This is a genomic window from Burkholderia sp. Bmkn7 (assembly GCF_041103175.1).
Taxonomy (GTDB): domain Bacteria; phylum Pseudomonadota; class Gammaproteobacteria; order Burkholderiales; family Burkholderiaceae; genus Burkholderia; species Burkholderia cepacia.
In genome coordinates this window covers 602,762-620,111 of sequence record NZ_JBGCUH010000003.1, presented here as the reverse complement: position 1 = coordinate 620,111, position 17,350 = coordinate 602,762, and the positions used below count along the sequence as shown (strand labels likewise).

Annotated in this window: 13 protein-coding genes; 2 read left to right on the top strand and 11 right to left on the bottom strand. The window is 58.1% G+C overall.

The window, feature by feature from the left end; all coding sequences use genetic code 11:
* Window positions 1-496: 496 nt before the first annotated feature.
* The 3 genes from AB3K92_RS24330 to AB3K92_RS24320 are packed head-to-tail and all read right to left on the bottom strand — an operon-like array spanning window position 497 to window position 7,694.
* Entirely contained in the window at window positions 497-5,110 is a 4,614-nt protein-coding gene (locus AB3K92_RS24330; RefSeq protein ID WP_021161837.1) for a DUF6531 domain-containing protein, read from the bottom strand.
* A gap of 7 nt (window positions 5,111-5,117) precedes the next feature.
* Entirely contained in the window at window positions 5,118-5,540 is a 423-nt protein-coding gene (locus tag AB3K92_RS24325; RefSeq protein ID WP_021161838.1) for a DcrB-related protein, read from the bottom strand.
* A gap of 21 nt (window positions 5,541-5,561) precedes the next feature.
* Entirely contained in the window at window positions 5,562-7,694 is a 2,133-nt protein-coding gene (locus AB3K92_RS24320; protein WP_369465990.1) for a type VI secretion system Vgr family protein, read from the bottom strand.
* 377 nt (window positions 7,695-8,071) lie between these two features.
* Between AB3K92_RS24320 and AB3K92_RS24315 the strand changes: the two genes are divergently transcribed.
* Entirely contained in the window at window positions 8,072-8,434 is a 363-nt protein-coding gene (locus AB3K92_RS24315; protein ID WP_021161841.1) for a hypothetical protein, read from the top strand.
* Window positions 8,435-9,172: 738 nt separating this feature from the next.
* Here AB3K92_RS24315 and AB3K92_RS24310 read toward each other — a convergent pair.
* Together AB3K92_RS24310 and AB3K92_RS24305 are read right to left on the bottom strand one after the other, a co-directional pair.
* On the bottom strand, window positions 9,173-10,081 hold the full coding sequence (locus AB3K92_RS24310) for a hypothetical protein (protein ID WP_369465989.1): 909 nt from the start codon (window positions 10,079-10,081) through the stop codon (window positions 9,173-9,175).
* 2 nt (window positions 10,082-10,083) lie between these two features.
* Window positions 10,084-11,376 carry an AAA family ATPase gene (locus AB3K92_RS24305; protein ID WP_369465988.1) on the bottom strand — a complete coding sequence of 431 codons (1,293 nt, stop codon included), beginning with the start codon at window positions 11,374-11,376 and terminating at the stop codon, window positions 10,084-10,086.
* A 492-nt stretch (window positions 11,377-11,868) separates the two neighbouring features.
* Between AB3K92_RS24305 and AB3K92_RS24300 the strand changes: the two genes are divergently transcribed.
* Window positions 11,869-12,027: a hypothetical protein gene (locus AB3K92_RS24300; RefSeq protein ID WP_369465987.1), complete on the top strand. Its 159-nt coding sequence runs from the start codon at window positions 11,869-11,871 to the stop codon at window positions 12,025-12,027.
* Between the two features lie 28 nt (window positions 12,028-12,055).
* Here AB3K92_RS24300 and AB3K92_RS24295 read toward each other — a convergent pair whose 3' ends face one another.
* The 6 genes from AB3K92_RS24295 to traJ all read right to left on the bottom strand — a co-directional run bounded on the left by AB3K92_RS24295 (window position 12,056) and on the right by traJ (window position 17,313).
* Window positions 12,056-12,286, bottom strand: a complete 231-nt coding sequence (locus AB3K92_RS24295) for a type I toxin-antitoxin system ptaRNA1 family toxin (RefSeq protein ID WP_369465986.1) — start codon at window positions 12,284-12,286, stop codon at window positions 12,056-12,058.
* A gap of 66 nt (window positions 12,287-12,352) precedes the next feature.
* Complete coding sequence (gene trbL, locus AB3K92_RS24290) at window positions 12,353-13,777, bottom strand: P-type conjugative transfer protein TrbL (RefSeq protein WP_369465985.1); 1,425 nt, start codon at window positions 13,775-13,777, stop codon at window positions 12,353-12,355.
* Window positions 13,778-13,787: 10 nt separating this feature from the next.
* Entirely contained in the window at window positions 13,788-13,979 is a 192-nt protein-coding gene (locus AB3K92_RS24285; protein ID WP_369465983.1) for a hypothetical protein, read from the bottom strand.
* A 10-nt stretch (window positions 13,980-13,989) separates the two neighbouring features.
* Complete coding sequence (trbJ, locus tag AB3K92_RS24280; RefSeq protein ID WP_369465980.1) at window positions 13,990-14,769, bottom strand: P-type conjugative transfer protein TrbJ; 780 nt, start codon at window positions 14,767-14,769, stop codon at window positions 13,990-13,992.
* Window positions 14,770-14,944: 175 nt separating this feature from the next.
* Window positions 14,945-16,930 (bottom strand): TraI/MobA(P) family conjugative relaxase, encoded by a 1,986-nt coding sequence (gene traI / locus AB3K92_RS24275; RefSeq protein WP_369465978.1) that lies wholly within the window; start codon window positions 16,928-16,930, stop codon window positions 14,945-14,947.
* The gene (gene traJ / locus AB3K92_RS24270; protein ID WP_369465976.1) at window positions 16,927-17,313 is read right to left on the bottom strand and encodes a conjugal transfer transcriptional regulator TraJ; all 387 of its coding nucleotides are present in this window, start codon (window positions 17,311-17,313) and stop codon (window positions 16,927-16,929) included. The genes traI and traJ overlap by 4 nt, the downstream gene beginning before the upstream one ends.
* Window positions 17,314-17,350 lie beyond the last annotated feature (37 nt).

Sequence of the window (17,350 nt, the reverse complement as noted above, 5' to 3'; positions counted from 1 at the left end):
TTAGGTATTCGCGCAGAGGCTTAGTCAACTTTGAATCGCCAGCCCAATCAATGGGGCGAATACCGTCGAATGCGGGGACATTGGAGTTTATTCACTTTTTGGCAGATTCCGGACCGGCAACCCGGTAAATTGGGTAAGCAAGATCGAGTCGCTCACGAAGGTCTCTGGCCAGCTCTTGGACCTCCGGCAAATCCTCGTATTTCGAGAAGAGATCGGAGAACCTCCTCCAGCCATCATCGCCAGCCTAGTACCCTTCGAGCATACTCGTGCGGTCACATTCATGGTGCAAGATTTTCGAGATCTTTTCGGGCATCCGGAAAGTGCTCTTTGGCCTGCTCAAGCGTAAGAAAATATGGCGCTCTCGCTTCCGCAACAATCTCTAGAAGTTGGCCACAATTCTTGCACCGGTACAACTCCGCATGCCTGGAAATATTTATACCCAGATACTCATAGTTGGAACTCGTTCCGCTAAAGCTTCGACACTTTTCACACGACATCAAAATCTCCTGATCGGGGTCCAGCTTCCATCTGGATTCATCTCAAAAAATACCGAGCCTTCCGGCATTGGCTTACCACCATCGGTAATAACCTCTCTAACGTTACTGCTCGTCCATTCCCCCGTCTTCGAATTCTGAACACCGGTAAATCCGCCTGGTCGCCAATGTTCGTTAGCGCCCCCATCCGTTGCTGCGGGGAGACGTACAGAGACCGCATCTTTTGGAACAGCGATTCCGTATATCGGTTCACCCGTCCGATAAGACTGAACAACGCTGGGAGCCTTACCCGTCGCCGTTACCGCTGCTGCCCTGTTGGTCACGCCAGCATAGTCTTCCGCGGGAGCAAGCCACATCTGGTACCCGGGGGCACCGAGCGTCGCGTTGGGATTGTCATAATACTTCGGACCTCGTGCACCCATAAGCGAAGCAAAGTAACCCTCCTGCATGCCTTTCGACATTTTCGCGGCGTCTTGGGCCGAAAAGCCTGCATCGCGATACATTTTGTAGCGCTCGTATCGGAGCGGACAAACAGCAAGGCCAAGTGGATCGAAATATTCCGATGGGTCATGGACATAACCCTGTGTTCGAATGCCGCCCTCGAGTCTGATGGGATCGACCGAGAGATATTGCCCCGAATCCGGATCGTAATAACGGTTCAGATTGTAGTTCAGCCCGGTCTCATCGTCGGCCCACTGGCCGGGAAAGCGCAGTGTCGTGTCGATCGCCACGCTGTGCCCGTCATTCGCAGCGCGCCTCGCCGGCAGCAGTTTCCCCCAAAGGGAGTACGCGGCTCTCCATACCGGCTTGCCGTGTTTATCGAACACTGCCTTCGGCAAGCCGACCTGGTCCGTCAGGATCGGATGGAGGCCGTCGTCAGCCTCCTGCGCAAGCGGCGAGAAACTACCCGGCTCGATATGCCACGTCACCACCTGCCCTGTCGTGCCGTCCCGCTGCTCAACCCAGCGCTCGGCAAGCGTCTGCCCATCCCACAAGAACCTCACCGTTTCGCTGCCGCCGACCTGCTGCTTCGCGACGCGGCGATTAAACGCATCGTAGCGATACCCCCAAACACCACGTTCGGGCGTCACTACCTTTACGAGACGGTTAAGACCATCCCATGTGTATTGCCACGTCTTCGGCCGAAAACCGGGCTGTTCGATCGTCTTCTCGATCGTGCGGCCACGTGCGTCGTACCGGTACCGCGCATAGCCGATCCGCTCCGGCAGGCCACCCCGGGCGTAGTGATGAGTATCCACGGGAGCCTGCTGCCCGTGCGCGGCGATATTCATCGCCGCGTCATAGCGGAAATGCTCGGCGGGCTGCAGCAGACTTCCGGCCGTGACAATCTGGCCGCGCGTATCGCGCCCGTACGTAAGCGTATCGGTATCGGTGTCGACCCGCTCAAGCCGTCCAGCCGTGTCGTAGTGATAAACCTGCCGTGTCAGTTGATCGAGCGCACGTGCCGGGTCGGTTTGCAACGTTTCGAACGCTACGGCAGGCCCCGCAATCTGCCGGCGAATGCGGCCGAGCGCATCGTACTGTTGCTGTGCGACATAATCTCCAGCCTGCCGGCCGATCTCGCGTCCCAGGCCATCGCGCTGGATCGTCAGTTCGCCGACCTGTGTCAGCGCGCCCGAGAGATCGTACGCATACGCCGTCTCGCGCCGCGGCGTCATCCGCAAGCAGCGTTGTCCATCGGCATCGTAGACATGACGCAACAGTTCGCCATGCTGATCTTCACCGATCAGCCGACCATTCCGGTCATAAGCAAAGTGCGTCACGTGAGCATGCTCGCCTTGCACCTCCGCAGATGCCAGTCTTCCACCCGTATCGTAGCGATAGACAAGCTTGACGTCGCCAGCATCAACCTCGGCGAGCCGGTCGTTCACATCGTACGAATAGCGCCACTGTTCCCCGTCGGGCAACGTCTTCGCCAGCAGACGACCGCCGGCATCGCGCTCGTATCGTGTCGCTCGACCGCCCCAGTCGATCTCGGCCGAGAGACGCCCGGCTGCATCGTAACGGTACGTGTAGGTCTCGCCCAGCGCATTGATGACCTTTGTCAGCCGGGTTGCATGGTCGTACTCGAAATGTGTCGCGTGGCCGGCGGCATCGATCGATTTCGTAAGTAAGTCGAATGGACCGTAGGTTCGTTGGATCGTGCGGCCGAGCGGATCGGTCAACTCGACGGGCAAGCTCTCGCCGTTGTATTTCACGCGCGACAACGAGCCATCCGGGAGCATGATCGCGCGCGGTAGACCACGCGGGTTGTCCGGGCCGTCAGCATAGTCGAAACGGGTCATATGCCCGTCGGGCGACGTTTCCGCCAACACCCGCCCTAATACGTCGACCTCGCGCCGGAAGTGCGCTCCGCCGGGCAACACGATGTCGGTCAATCGCAACCGATCGTCATAGTCCAGACGCGTCTCGCGATTGCCCTGAACCACGCGCAGCAATTCGCCTCGTGGACCATAACGATAGTTTGTATTGACGCCGTCCGGCTCAGTGCGTGTAATCAACCGGCGCAGATGATCGTACTCGAGCTTGATGCGGCCGCCGTCGGGCTGACTCACCGCCGTGAGGCGCTGCTCGCCGTCGTATTCGAAGCCGATCGTGCGCCCGGAGCTTTCCCTCGTAGCGATCAGTTGGCCCAGATCGTCATAGTCGTACTCGGTCCGCCGCCCAAGCGGATCGATCCGAGCCATCAGGCGGCCGAGTTCCCATTCCGAGTGAGTGCACTGGCCGAGCGGATCGGTTTCGGCCGTGACGAGACCTTCGTCGTTGTAGTCGTAGATCCGCTCGCCGTCGGCGTCCATCACACGCGTGCGGCCGGCTTCGTAAATGAACCGGCCAGTGTGATAGCCCTGCCGCGTGCCGGTCTCGACGACACGTCCGGCGGTGTCGTACTGATATCTGACATAGGTCTGGTCCGTATCCCGCCACTGCGTGATCCAGCCATGCTCTTCATAGGCGTAGTGGAACTCGCCAAACTGGAAGCTCGCCACGTGGGTGAGCATGCCGTCCTGATAGCCGTAGTCGACGAGTGTCCGAAACTCGCCGTCGGCGTCATGTAGAACGATCCGTTCAGGCCGATGGTCGCTCCCATGGTAGGCGACTTCCAGCCAATAGCCGTGGCTATGGCTCAGGCGGTTCAACCGACCGCCCGTGTCGTACGCAAAGACGATCGCGTTGCCGTCGAGATCCTCGATCCGGCTGAGGCGCGACGAACGGCCTTCGACGAGTGGTGAAAAAATGCGCAGTTGCCGGGTGTCGCGGTCGAAGATGCGCGGTTCGAGTCGGCTGCCGACCAGCCGATAACGCGGCTCGCGCAAGTTGATACCGTCAAGTGCCATGTCCGGCGCATCAAAGCCGAGAGCAAGGCCGGCGCCGTCGTGAAATCTCACGAAGCGGTCACCGTCGAATGTCAGGTGCTGCGACCAATTGTCCGACCAGCGGTGCCCGAGTAGTCCGTGATCGTCCGATCGAGTCCGATAGCGGCGTTTTAGCTCAAGCGGCAGGATGCCGGGAATGGCGATATCCGTTCGGATTTCTAACATTTCACCGGATACCGGGTCGACCGGATCCTGGCACATTGGACGATTCTCGTCCTTGATCCCCGTCTGTTCGGCGGATCGTGTCGGCTCCGGTCTGAATCTATCGCGCAACCCCTTGCCGGCAAATTTTCCTACTCCACCGCCTACGATCCCCCCGAGCAAACCTGCCAGGAATTCCTGAGTCGCGGACAACTCCGGATTCTTCGGGCCATAGTGGCCCGTCGTCTTGTCGATCCAGATGCTGTTGCGCCCCGAATTGACTTTGCCGCTACAGTAAGTCTCGTGGCCGATCCGCACCAGCGGCAGGCCATTGACGAATACGGTTTTGCTGCCGTCGACGAGCGCCTGCGGTGCGCTCGAATGGTGATCACACTTCACGAGATCTGTGACACGCGCGACCTTTTTGCCCTCGAAGTACACATTGTCCGATCCAGTCTTGATCTCCCCACAGTTGTTGCCGATGCTCTGGCTGGCCGACGCAAGCGCACCGCCGAGCGTCAGGCCGCCCGCCAGGCACGCCCCGACGATCAGCCCGCCGACGAGTCCACCTGTCGCCACAGTGGCCGCCACCGCAACACCGATCGCCACCCCGACGGCAATGCCGGTGAGGATTCCCATAAACCCCGACGAATGCGCAATCCGATCGCCGACGCAGGCGGGATGCGGATCGCCGCGGCCGATCGTTAAACCGAAGGCGTCACCCGCTTGTGTGAATTTCCCTGCAAGCCAACCGGTCAGGCCGAACCTGTCCGCCGCCCATGCCCCACCGACCGCAATCGCCAGCGGCAACATCACGGTGCCTGCCGCAATCGCGCCGGCGCCCAACGCGGCCCCGCCGGTTGCGCCGCCCGCGAGCGCCGTGCCTGCAGCACTTAGCCCCGCAGCCGTCCCCTCGAGCGCAGTCAGGCCCGCGTCGGCGCCCAGCATCCCGTAGTTGAGGTGCTCATAGAACGGCTGCTCGGCCGCTTTCGCGGCTTCACCATCCTCCAGCTTGGCGATCTGATCGAGACGCTCCTGCGCGGTGCCGCTCGGCTCGTTGTAATTCGGCGTGTCCGACATCGCGACCTCAGATCGGGTCGCGCAACTGAAGGCTCTGAATGACAGCCTCGATTTGCTTGCGCTGGGTGTCACTCAGCGTGCCGGGCGCTGTGAAGGTCAGCATCATCACCACCTGTCCGTACTCCACCATCGTCAGCCGCTGATGAATCGTTGCCTGATTGTTCGTCCACGTAAACTCGTGCACGTGCGCAGCGCGCCCAGACACCGTGGCATCTTCGTTTGCTACCTCGGAATAGTCCGGCACCTGCTTTGCCACCTTCCGAATCTCGCTCGCCACATATTCATTGAACTTCATGCCCCACGGCAGCCGCTCGCGCGTGATGACGAAACTGACGCCTTCCGTACCGCTGGCGGCTGACACGAACACGTTCATCGTCTTGTCCTGCCACTCGGCCGGCAGCGCCAGCGTGCCTTCATGCATCTGGTACATGTTTTGTTTTCCTGATGGGTGTTAGCCGTTCTTCGGGTTGATGTCGGTTCGGGATGCCTGGATATTGATGTTGCTGTCGTCGAGGTGAATCACCGAATCGCCCTTGTAGATGTCGATCGAGTCAGCTGTCATGTGGATTCGCGTGCCGCCATCGCCGCCAATCTTGATCCAGAGTTCTTTGGCTTCGAGCGTATGCACGCCCTGCGGAGTCTGATGCAGTGTATTGCCCTGCACCACAACGTCTGACAGGTTGCCAACCGCAATGGCCGTCGTATGGTTGCCCTTCCCGACCTCGACGGTCCGATCGCCTTTCAGAACTTGAGTCCACTGCGCGTCCTCGACAACGGTATGCATATCCTTCTGCGCATGCATGTAGAGCATCTGCGCACCGTTGACGTCGCTCATCAGCAACTCGTTCGACCCCTGCCCCTTGTGCGTCTGGCTCTTGATCCCCATCGTCTGGCCGGCCGCGCCGTGATACGGATTGCCTTGCTCGCCGTTGAACACGCGGCCGACGATCACCGGGTTGTCCGGATCGCCCTGGTTGAACGCGACGAGCACTTCCTGCTTGATCCGCGGAATCGCCGCCGCACCCCAGCCGTCACCCGCCCACGGTTGCGACACGCGTACCCACATCGAATCGGATCCGTCCTTCTTGCCGCGCCGGTCCCACGGAAAATGCACTTTCACCGCGCTGCCGTTGGTGTAGATTTCCTCGCCCTTCGGCCCGACGACGATCGCCGACTGCGTGCCGTGAATCACCGGCTTCGGCGTGCTGCGCGGCGCGCGATACGGCACCTTCTTCGGCAGCAGCGCAAAGCTGTTGCGGTACGGCAGCTTCGCGCTGTGCTGCGTGTAGTCGTTCACCGCCTCGTGACGCACGTGCAGGATCACGTATTCCTGGTTGTTCTCGAGCACCGGGTGATTCGCCACGGTGACCGCGCCCGCCGTGGTCATGCGCCACGCGTAGCCGCCGCCGGTATAGCGGTGGGCCTGCGCCTCCTCGGCCTCCATCGCAAAGCGGGCGTAGCGGTTGCCGTCGTCGCCGTGGTCGTACAGCGACTGGTGCTCGAACCGCTCGGTCGCGTCGAGCCGCGCATGCTTGAGGTTCTGCGGCCCGGCCTCCACCAGCATCAGCGGCGACGACGGGTTCTGGTGATTGAAGTCGCGGAACGTGACCTTGCCGACGCCGAAGCGCCGGCCTTCGTGCAACTGGTCGATCCCGCTGTCCTCACTCGCCTCGGTGGCCGCGAACGGCACCGTGGCGAGCCCGTCGATCGGGCGGAACAGCAGGTTCGAATCGCCGATCACCAGAGTGTGCTTGTCCTTCTCGTAGCGGTGCGTCCAGACGAGCCCCTCCTGCTCCATCAACCGCGCGCAGAAGTTGTAGTAGCTCTCCTGGTACATCACGACATACTCGAGCGGCTTCTGGCTCGTCCGGATATCGAACACGAAGTCGGAAAAACCGTGCTCCTGGAAGATCTCGGTGAGGATGTCCTGCGCGGTCTTGTTCTGGAAGATCCGGCAGTCGGTCGAGCGCGTCAGGAACCAGAACCACGGCACCGCCGTCAGGTGATACTGCGTGACGTTCCCGGGGTTGCCCGCGCGGTCGAACGACGCCACGTAGCCGTCGAAATAACGGTCGTTGTCGCCGGTACCCGATGCGACGACACGCTCGAGCGTCGACAGGCGCGCCTGCTGGTCGAACCGGATCTTGACCTGCTGGCCGATCAGGTCCTCCGGGCGAAGGTCGTGGCGATGGGACAGCAGGTCGAGGTGGATCTCGGGCAACCGGTTCACGTGCTCGTCAACGACGGCGGCGCTGACCAGCAACACATCCGGGCCGAGCGGCGTATCGAGCGTCACGTAGCGGTTGAGCTGGGTCAGGCGCGCGGGGTTGGCGGCGCCGTTGATCGCCTCGGCGATCGCGCCGGGCGTCTTGTCCATCAGCGAGAAGCCGGTCTGCGCGAGCTGCATCGCGCGCTGGACGGTGTCGACGTGCCCGGCCAGCCCCGCGAGCGGGCCAAGCTGTCCGGCGACACTGGAAGCGAGCGAGCCGCCGAGGCCGCCCAATGCACTGCCAATCGACGTCAAGGCGCCCAGCGGGCTGCCGCCGAGCCCGGTCGGAGGACCGCCATTCGGAGCGAAACTCATTTTTTGTTCATTCCTTCTCAGGTTCTGCCCGGCGGGCCAGCAGGCCCGAGGCCCCGCTACTGTAGGAGAAAGTCCGACAAAACAAAAGACACTATCTGGCCCCTGATTTCATGGATGTACCGATCGGCTATGTGATCTGCGGCGGAATGATTTGTTGAAGTTCGATCTTTCCGCTCGCCCTCGCGGTGACCACACCGGTCATCGGTCCCGCCACAGCACTCTCCATGTTTCGATATATAGAGCATTCGCAGTACTGGGAACAGACATCGAGACAATGCGACGGAAGCGCCTTGTATCCGGCTCCGTGAGCACGGTTAGTCGAATGGAGTTTCTGGCCAACGCCGCGCGCGACGAAATGGAGCGAACGAGCACCGGCTTTGCCTGCAATTTCCAGCGGCAAAGATTCGCTCGCTTGCCAGTATCTGCTGCGTCGATACTGGGATCGATTGACGGTCATGTGGTCGAGCCGCGGCGACGCCTATCCGAAAGCCCGAGAGCTATTCGAAGACGTTCTCCGGATGGTGCGCGAGGTCGTTGAAGTTGGCGGCAACGCGCAGTGGCGCGCAACGTCCACCAATACGTGGCCGGCGGATTGCGTCCCGATTCGCGCGACTTGGTTCGGTCGAATGGTTGAACCACCCGATGATCGGTTCGGGCTCCTGAATCGCTACGACTGCTGCCTGGCGAACTTCTGGAAACCAATGGCCAAGGCAACCGCGACCGGCAACTTCGCTTGGTGATACGAGGCCAAGCGGACGCCACTCACATCGGGGCCACTGACGGCGATGGCCGCGTCTATTTACTCCCGATCCCGCACTGGGCGAAGAGCGACTTGCTGACGTATCTACAGGCTCATCACTTTGAGGTTTCTCGACAATACGACGACGGCATGGCGTCGCCCGACTGCCTGCTTGCACTGCACTAAACGGCGGCAAGCTGCGCTACCTACGCAACTTTCACCCTGAAGTGGCGCTGGAATAAGAACGACGGCTACACATCACGTAGCTGAACAAGCCTGTTCGCCAATGCAGATTGGAAATGCCGAGGGGGAATTGGAAACGCGAAGGGGCTACGCAAACATCGCGTAACCCCTTGTCAGATATGGTGCCGGCTGCAGGACTCGAACCCGCCACCTGATGATTACAAATTTCCAGGCAAATCAATAAGTTACTGAAAATTAAGGGAAAGTAGCCGTAACAGAGGAAAACTAAAAGTACTTTATATTCAGCAACTTAGCGAAATTCAAGAAAATTAGCGAAACCTAGTCGCTGTACTCTCAATGTACCTTCTACAGCCAGCGGTTCAGCCCGGCAATGTCCCTCATGTGTCAACCAAGGCCTCCCTCCTGACCTAGGATTGCGGGGAACGCATGGCCAAGAAGAGCGCTCCCGCCGTCAGAATTGACATTTGAGGGACCCATTCCGCACAGACCTTCGGCGGCTGGCCTCCTCAACCAACATCAGCTGGCACTCGATATTTTATTGAATACCGAGTCGCAGCAAGTTCTGTTGATAGTAGTTTATAACTGCCTGCCCCACAGTTCCCAGAGGATTCTGCCGCAAAGCCGATAGCCCAATATTTAACAATAACGTATTACTTGGCGCAACATCCTTAACAACCGCCTTATAGATATGCGCCATGAGCCTCATGGTAGCATTACTCCAAAAGTGCCCTTGGACGATTTCAGACACCGGTAATTTTCTTGCATTGGCGAACACCGCACTCGAAACCGGACAAGCATTTGCAGCAGATAATCGATATACTTCACCGAATTTCTTGCACTGAGCCGCCGACAGCGGATTAGCAGTTTGACCAAATGTGAATTGCACCCCACAAAGGGCACTGGTTTTTTTCAAAATCGCAAATCCAGAAGTTTGAGCCGCGGCATCAAGCGCCCCAATATATCGCAGCCGGCGCCCCATAGCGGCAACAGAATCACGAACCCAGTTGCAAGCCGTCTTATTTTCATTGGTCAGAACAGAGAGCACGGCGACAGTCGTTCCGCTTCCCCAGAGTTCATTTTCCCAGCTGTAACCCTTTGTGGTAATTACATAACCATTCATCAGCGTCGAACAGACAACGCCCTCGAGATCTTTATCGACTATTACAAACGAATTTTTCGCATTCGCCAGCTCGATGTTTTTCGCATATGTCAGTGCAGCCGCCTTATTTCCAACACACTTCACCTTAAAGCGCTTTGTTGGAGCCGCAGCCTTCAGTATCGCAGAATAATACTCCACATCCGGGCGGGGAATAATATTACCATCCACCTCAACCTCAGAGTCGCCCCCTACATTCACCCCTTCCGTATATACCATACAGTCCACACCATGAAAGCGATTGTAGTTTGCCAACCCCGATGCAGTTCTAGTAAATGCCGCACTCATGCTTATACCCGCTCCATATCAATGATGGAATCCGAATTTGGGCCAACGATATCTGGCGAGTGCGTTGCAAATATAATCTGCGCGTTCGGGTTAATTTCCGAGATAGAAGACGTGATTTTTTCCTGCCAATCGACGTGCAAAGACAGCTCAGGCTCATCGGCAATATATATCACTGGCGCCGATTCCTGCAAAAGCGCCTGACCCAATATGATCAAAAGCTGCTTCTCGCCAGACGAAAGGTCTTCGATTTGAATCGGCGCGCCATCTTTGTTCTTTATAACAAGTTCATTTTGCTCAGACAGCGAAGCCGTTTTTCTTGGAGCGAGAAGGCCATTCAAAACCGAGAGAAATATATCAATTGTTGCAAATATTTTACTTTTCCTCTTCTGAAGATCCTCATACGCCTGCACCAAACTGTGGGCTTTATATGAATTAAAGATCGCCAGCAACTGCTGAATAGTAATACTCTCAGATTTAATAAATGGCTCGCGAGCGCCCTCGAATTTATTAGCAACTTGATCGAGAAGTCGAGAATATTGACGCGAACTTATTCCTAGCAAGTCGAGAATTGACGCCAAGGATTTCTTCTCCTCATCAATATTCATACTCCCGACAAAACTTCGCAAATCCGTATCATTACTCAAGCTAATAAGCGAAAGGAAGCTGGCCCTCTGGAAATTCAACGTCTCTTCGGCATAACTAGTTGCGATTCGAGAAAAATACCGAACTAGCTGATTATTCATCGCAGCCAACTTTTGATCAATTGGCGGCATCGTCCGCCGCTCTTCCGGGCGAAGATCTGCCACCTCATTGATCTGCCGATGCACCGACAACCAATTTACCCTAACAAAACTTTCAAGGTGGCGTTGAACAAAAATAAATCTCTCTCGGTAGTAGCGCTCCCTCATTGCGCGGGAAGGCAAGCCACGATAGACTCGCTCTTCCTCAAACGCATCCAAATCAAACGTCTTTGCTTCCGAGTTTGCCGAATCCTTAATCTTGTACGTGATGTCGAAATATGGAAGATTTGGCTTTAGCGTCTTCAGAACCTGAATTGATGGTCGATGGCGGCCCGACTTGGGTCGCAAAACAATCAAAACCTCCGAGAACTGAATTTTATCGAGCCGCTCAAAATCAGCGGTTAGCGCTGCAGCAAGAAGATTTATTACAGTTGTCTTTCCCGTGCCATTTCGCCCAATTATAAAATTAAACTTCTCGTTGAACTTAAAATTAAGCCGCTCATTCTCCCTACCCCATAGACCCGTAATGACCGCACTAGCTATATAATTTTCCATAATTCTCAATTTTGAGCTGGGCCTTCAGAAGACCTAGCGTGGAATGCTTCATCCAGCAGCATGATCTTCCGCCTAGACGACTCTCGCTTTTGCGCGACATCGCGTATCTCAATTTTGCACGACAGATGAAACAGCGTCGAGAGCCGCAACATTTCTACCCCGTCGAGTGACCGCCGATTTCTGGCGAAGCTACGTACGCAAAGCGATACCATTAGGGTTTGCCAGCAGCGAGGCACTATTGCTCTCGTTCGCTGACAGTCGATGTGCGCGTGTCACTCTCAAGCCACTCCCCGTATGACGCGGTGAAATCCTTATGGCGCGGTAAAGAAAGACAGCAGTCCTTTGTGTGCATTCAGCCATGACCGAATCGACAGAGCAAGACTCGAGCAATTCGCCCGCGCTCACTGCGCGGACACCTATCCTGCGCAAAGGGATAGCGTCCAGACGTGATACCGTGACGCAGACACGCTCCCAAAATCAGTGGTGTAAATCATGAAAGAAATCGACGAACTGCTGGAGCTAGTCGCCGGCATTACATCGGAAAATCTACATGACGAGGTGAGCTTTGGCCGACCAGTCGGTCGTGAGGTGTGGCCGCCGTTCGACAACGGCGACTCATGGGGATTGGAGAACCTTCCGGTGACCGATTGATCGGCCACGGTAGTCCAGATTGCCCTCGTCAGTACCGCTGCAGCACTTGCCGAACAGCGTCCAACGCCCCGCCATAGTCTGAGCGTGTCACCCGACCTGTTTCAGCCTGGTAGAGCATGGCTGTAAGCAAATCTGCGACCGCTTCGATCACTTCCGATAAATCTTTAAGGGCCAGCTGATCTAAGAAATCTAAGGCAGCGAGCTCTGTCGCTGCATTGCGAACGACGTGCCGTGCTTCGGTATCATGTGTAGTTGCCATGCTTCACCTCTCTAGCAGGTGTTGTTACGTGGAAGTGCCGGCCGGTTGCCGCCGGCCGGTGCGCTCTCATGCATCCGGCGAAGGTTGCCGGTTAACGAATGCTGCCACCTCATCGTTCGTCGGCGTGACTTGGTCAGTTCCACCGACACTGTCGCCAGCGAAGCGCGTCGTGCTCGCACCGGCCAACTCCCGGAAATCAGAATCGCCTCGGATTTCCGACGCGACCTTGCCGCCCATGGTTTGCGCCACGCGTTCTTTGCCTGACGCCATCATCGACGCGGCCTTGTCGGTCGCGACCTGCCCGACGCCCGTCGCGAGATTAGCGCCCATGTCGGCCGCGAAACGGCCCGCGTTACTCATAAACGACTGGAAGCCAGTGCTGCCGCCCGACGAGGTGCTGACGCCACCACTACCGCCGGCGAAACTGCGAGAGCCGCCACCGCCACTACTGCCAAACATGCCCATTCCCTCGGCCATATGTTGCTGCGCGCCCTGGAATGCCGCCTTGATCGCAGATGCGCCGCCGGCGGCGCTCGTGGCGCCGGCCACTACTGCCGAACCTGCCGACACTGCTGCGCCAGCCGTCATCGAAGCCGCAGCCATTAGCGAGCCCAAGCCAACACCGCCGATCGAGCCGACGCCTCCAACGCCAACGATGCCCGCGACCCTCGGCGGTATCTTGTTTGTGAGATACATCAGCACGAAGGCAGCGATGAGCATGACCGCCATTTCCTTGAGATCAATGCCAGCGGCCATGCTGGAGTAGTACTCGTTGATGAACGTCTTGCCGATGCCGATGAGCAGGAGCATTACCATCAGCTCCGCACCTATCGCCAAGACGTGCTTGTAAAAGCTGATAGCAATATCCGAGGTCCAGCGCGATCCCCCGAAGCCGAGGAAGAACACGCCACCGTAGATCATGATCCAAGCCGATACGAAGACTAGGAGCAAATTCGCGCCGACGATCGCCAGAACAAGCATCACGACCAACGCCATGAGAATCCCAACGACACTATCGGTGGGTGACCAGACAGAAGACTGGTCGAGCGCCTTGGCAAAAATGTCGTAGCCGATTTGTACGATGCCGCCAGGTGTAAAGTCGGTTGCTTGGCCGATGGCCTTTGCCCCGATCATCCACATCGATTTGACGATGGCATCTCCGATCGCCGGGCCGTTGTACAGAATCCACCAGAAGAAGCCGAGCGTACCGAAAAACCGAATTGACTCGGCAAAGAACTCTTGAATGTCAGCGCGGCGCATCGCCATCATTCCGTACGTCCACACCATGCTGACGAGCGCCAGCCCCCAGAAGAGCCACGATCCGTAACTCACCATGACGTTGCCCCACGCGCCGGCCGCGGTTTGGTACTTTCCCATTACCGAATCAACGACGTTCGCATTCATCGGTGCGGCAAGGGCAGTTGCAACGTGAAGGAAGATCATTGAACCGAGCACAATCAGCTTGCCGCTTTTGAAATACATGGTTCTCATGGCATCGCCCTCATTGATTCTTCTTCGATTGTTGAGAAGGTGCATCGCCCCACGTCCAGTTCTTTGGCGGAGCGCTGACGATATTGCTGCCGTCACGCAATTGCGCGGCGGAGGCAGCCTGTTTCGCGTCGACCGAAGCCACCTTGTCATCACACCCGGCGAGCGTTGCAAGGGACACGAGCGCAAAAATAGCTACTTTCATTTCCGCCTCCTTATTCGAAAGTCCAGCTCTTGGGAACGGAGCGCGTGATGTTGCTGCCATCGCGCAGTTGAGCACCAGCGGCGGCCTGTTGAGCCTCGCGATCTGCAACGATCTGCGCACGCGTTGCGGCAGCAGCCTGTTGTGCGACGAGCAGTCCACGAAGTTGGAGAAGTTGATTCGTTTGAGCGCTGGCGAGCTGATTGGCTGCCTGGATAGCCTGCAATTGCCCCTGTGCGCTCGAGGCTTGCGCCTGTAACGAACGCAGGTTTGCCGCGTCCGTGACCAGCGTTTGTTGCTGCTGATCGACGCCCTTCAGCACGGCGTCGTTTGCACGCTTTTGAGCTTCCGAGCCGTTCACTTGCGCATCGACCAGAGCTTGCCGCTGGGCGTCCGTGCAGCCAGTCGCGGTGAAACATGGGGACGACCGGTAGTACGCCACGTCCTGATATCGCGACAGATACGCGTCGATGCTGCCGGCCTGGTTCTTGTAGTAATTCAGCATGTCCTGCGCTTGCAGGAGCTTGTTGATCGTGCCGTTCACCTGATCCCACACGTAGGCCGCCGGCGCCAGCGTGTTCTGAAGCATGTTCTGGTACTGCTGCAACTGCGTTGTGTATTGCTCGATTTGCTTCTGAACCGATTGCACGTTGTTTATCGCGCTGATCGTTGTCTGCATGACGTTCGTGACATCGATCACCGGGATGCCGCCAGCATCGGCCGGTTGCGAAAAGATGCAGGAGATCGCGAATGCGACCGTCGCCGTTTTAGCGGCTAAAATTTTCTTCGTCATGACGATAGTCCTTCGGTATGTGGCCCCTGGAACATCGAGTAGCTTCGCCACGATAGCTACCGGTAGGTGACCAGAGCGACACCGACGCCCGGCCTCATTTTTTTTGATGTCACGGTGTCAGCACACTCGACCGTCGATGGACTGCCTAGCGTCTATGCCTTGTCGGCTCTCTGCCTCATCGCGAGCGGCCTTTCTGCCTTGTCGAACCGTCCAGAGACGACAATTCACCGCCGCGGCTCTCCACGACCTCGCGGCGCATCCTTGCTAGCTCGATCTCCTGGCGTTCCGGCGGTTGCGAATTGAAACGATCGATCCGCTGTCGCAATGCGTCTGGCAAGTTCTGCCAGGCCTTACCTTGGTCTCCAAAGCCGTTTGCTCGCACCTTCCGACGATTCGCGGCCGCTTTGAATCGGCTAACTGCCTGCTGTGCAGCCTGCTCGACCTGCCGACACGCTGGATCGCCTGTGATCGACTGCTTGACCGAGTGACCGCTTACCGCTCGATCGCTACCTTTGATCGACAGCACTTCGAGTTGAGACATCGTGCGCAGACGATTCCGAGCCTGTGGGGGAGGCGCCTGGCCAACAGACTTCACCGCCGGACGACTGACCCGCGCAGGTTGACGGGCCGTCATGTACTGTTGGCGCAACCGCTCCATCGATGGATCATCGAACGTGATGGGAAGCCGCATATCAATGGCTGCTCGAATGACGCGCTCTTTGAATTCCGCGCTGCCAGCGACCGTGATGTGATCGCCGTATCGCTCGACCGCCAGCCGTAGAGCTTGCTGCACACCCGCTTGGCCTGCCTGTGCAGATACCTGCAAGCGGTCGCCATCGTCCCGCACGGCGCTACTGCCGGATCGATAGATGATCGTTCCGGTCTTGGTGATGTTGTCGATTACGGGCGCTTGGCCAGACTGCTGCCGGCCCTCGGCCTTTATCGTGCTGCCTTGTAGGCCTTGGGCGGCCTCCCTGGCACGCAGCGCCGTCAGGGCCTCTGCGCTACCTTGCAAAGCCTCCTGCTTGAGCCAGTCGGCCCATGTATGCCGGCGGTGCCGCTCGTAGAGGCGCTGGCACTCGACCCGATGCTGCGTATAGATTGCTTCCAGCTCCGATTTCAGGACACCGCTCGCTTGGGCATACAGCACCTTTTTCGTCAGACGGCCGCCGCCCAACAGCTTGATTGCCGCGCGCCGAGTCTGCCCTTTCATCTTGGCGTTCTCAATCTGCTTTTCTTTTTGACGGCGCAGCTCGACCAAGGCAGCCGCGCGCTCGATCGTCGCACGCTGCTGGGCAATCTGATATTTCGCGTACAACTCCACGGTGTTTACGCGCAGCCGTATAGGATTCTTTTGGTACTGGCGCTTCGACGAGACATCGGCCCGCCGCATCGGCAAGGACTCGAATGGACCATACCGGCCTTCCAGCTTCACTTTTGAGAAGTCACGGCCCAACGTGCTTGCCTTGATCTGCGTACCGTTACTGGCCTCGATCACAAGCCCGTTCCCTTTTGCCCGGATTTCCAGCCCGTTGGCACGCATGGCGTGGTGCAGTTCGGCCCAGCTCCGCGCACCTCGAATTTCTTCCAGGCACTCGCGCTTGATCCAGCCGACCAGGCTTTCGATACCGGAATGCCTTTCCATGTCGGCCGCCCGCGACTCGGCACCACGCCGGCGCGGTGTGTGGTTGTCGTGTTGCAGCCCGTAGCTCCGCTCGAGCACGTTGCACAGCTCGGCCAACGTCCGGTGCGGATAATACGGTTCGTGAATGGTGTTCCGCGTCGGGTGAATCTTGTTGATGGCGATGTGTACGTGCAGGTTGTCAGTGTCGTGATGCACGGCACTGACGCGCTGGTGATCGCTAAACCCGAGGCCCGCACATATTCGAGCTTCGATGGCTTGCAACGTCGCAGCATCGAGCTGTTCGCCTGCGCGGAAGCTGACCAGTAAGTGATAGGTCTTGTCGCTCTTCGCCCTCGTGTTCGCCTGCTGGGTGGCGAGTACCTCTGTGACCGCGTCCCGAACCGTATGGGCCGCGCAATTCGTCAGTCGCACCTCCCCAATTCGGTGCTCCTTGGCCTGGTCTGCCGTGATGTACTTCACCAAGCCCGCGAAATCACTTTTGCCGAGCGAGCGCATGGGAACGTGCTTGGCAATCATGGCTCGGCCCTCGGCCGCACTACCTTTTCCATGATCTGACTCATCTCGTCCCGCATCGCTTCGATCTTGGACAGCAACGCAACGATCGTGGCCGGAGTGAATCCCGCCACGCGAGCGTCGTTCGTCAGCCAGAGTTTCAGCAGGCCTCCGAGGCGGCCCATATCGCCATTCACGCGAACCAGTTCGCGTACCTGCGCAGCGTCTATCACACCTTGGATGCGATAACCCATCCCGACCAAGCGCAGATAAGTCGATGTGCTGTGTCCGCTTGCATTCGCCATTGCTTCAATTTCGGCACGCTCGTCCGGGAGGCAGTAGACCTTGATCGGCGAGCAACCCTTGCGGGTCACGTTCTTCACTTTGACTTCCAAGGACGTCCCCATTACTCGCTTCCGGCTCTGCCGACTTGCCTCGCAGAGC

What these genes read in the sequence shown, in the direction of transcription:
- AB3K92_RS24330 (WP_021161837.1), bottom strand. Translation starts at nt 5,110, where the DNA reads ATGTCGGACACGCCGAATTACAACGAGCCGAGCGGCACCGCGCAGGAG.
- AB3K92_RS24300 (WP_369465987.1), top strand. Translation starts at nt 11,869, where the DNA reads ATGAAAGAAATCGACGAACTGCTGGAGCTAGTCGCCGGCATTACATCG.
- traI (WP_369465978.1), bottom strand. Translation starts at nt 16,930, where the DNA reads ATGATTGCCAAGCACGTTCCCATGCGCTCGCTCGGCAAAAGTGATTTC.
- AB3K92_RS24295 (WP_369465986.1), bottom strand. Translation starts at nt 12,286, where the DNA reads ATGGCAACTACACATGATACCGAAGCACGGCACGTCGTTCGCAATGCA.
- AB3K92_RS24320 (WP_369465990.1), bottom strand. Translation starts at nt 7,694, where the DNA reads ATGAGTTTCGCTCCGAATGGCGGTCCTCCGACCGGGCTCGGCGGCAGC.
- trbL (WP_369465985.1), bottom strand. Translation starts at nt 13,777, where the DNA reads ATGAGAACCATGTATTTCAAAAGCGGCAAGCTGATTGTGCTCGGTTCA.
- trbJ (WP_369465980.1), bottom strand. Translation starts at nt 14,769, where the DNA reads ATGACGAAGAAAATTTTAGCCGCTAAAACGGCGACGGTCGCATTCGCG.
- AB3K92_RS24325 (WP_021161838.1), bottom strand. Translation starts at nt 5,540, where the DNA reads ATGTACCAGATGCATGAAGGCACGCTGGCGCTGCCGGCCGAGTGGCAG.
- AB3K92_RS24285 (WP_369465983.1), bottom strand. Translation starts at nt 13,979, where the DNA reads ATGAAAGTAGCTATTTTTGCGCTCGTGTCCCTTGCAACGCTCGCCGGG.
- AB3K92_RS24310 (WP_369465989.1), bottom strand. Translation starts at nt 10,081, where the DNA reads ATGAGTGCGGCATTTACTAGAACTGCATCGGGGTTGGCAAACTACAAT.
- AB3K92_RS24305 (WP_369465988.1), bottom strand. Translation starts at nt 11,376, where the DNA reads ATGGAAAATTATATAGCTAGTGCGGTCATTACGGGTCTATGGGGTAGG.
- traJ (WP_369465976.1), bottom strand. Translation starts at nt 17,313, where the DNA reads ATGGGGACGTCCTTGGAAGTCAAAGTGAAGAACGTGACCCGCAAGGGT.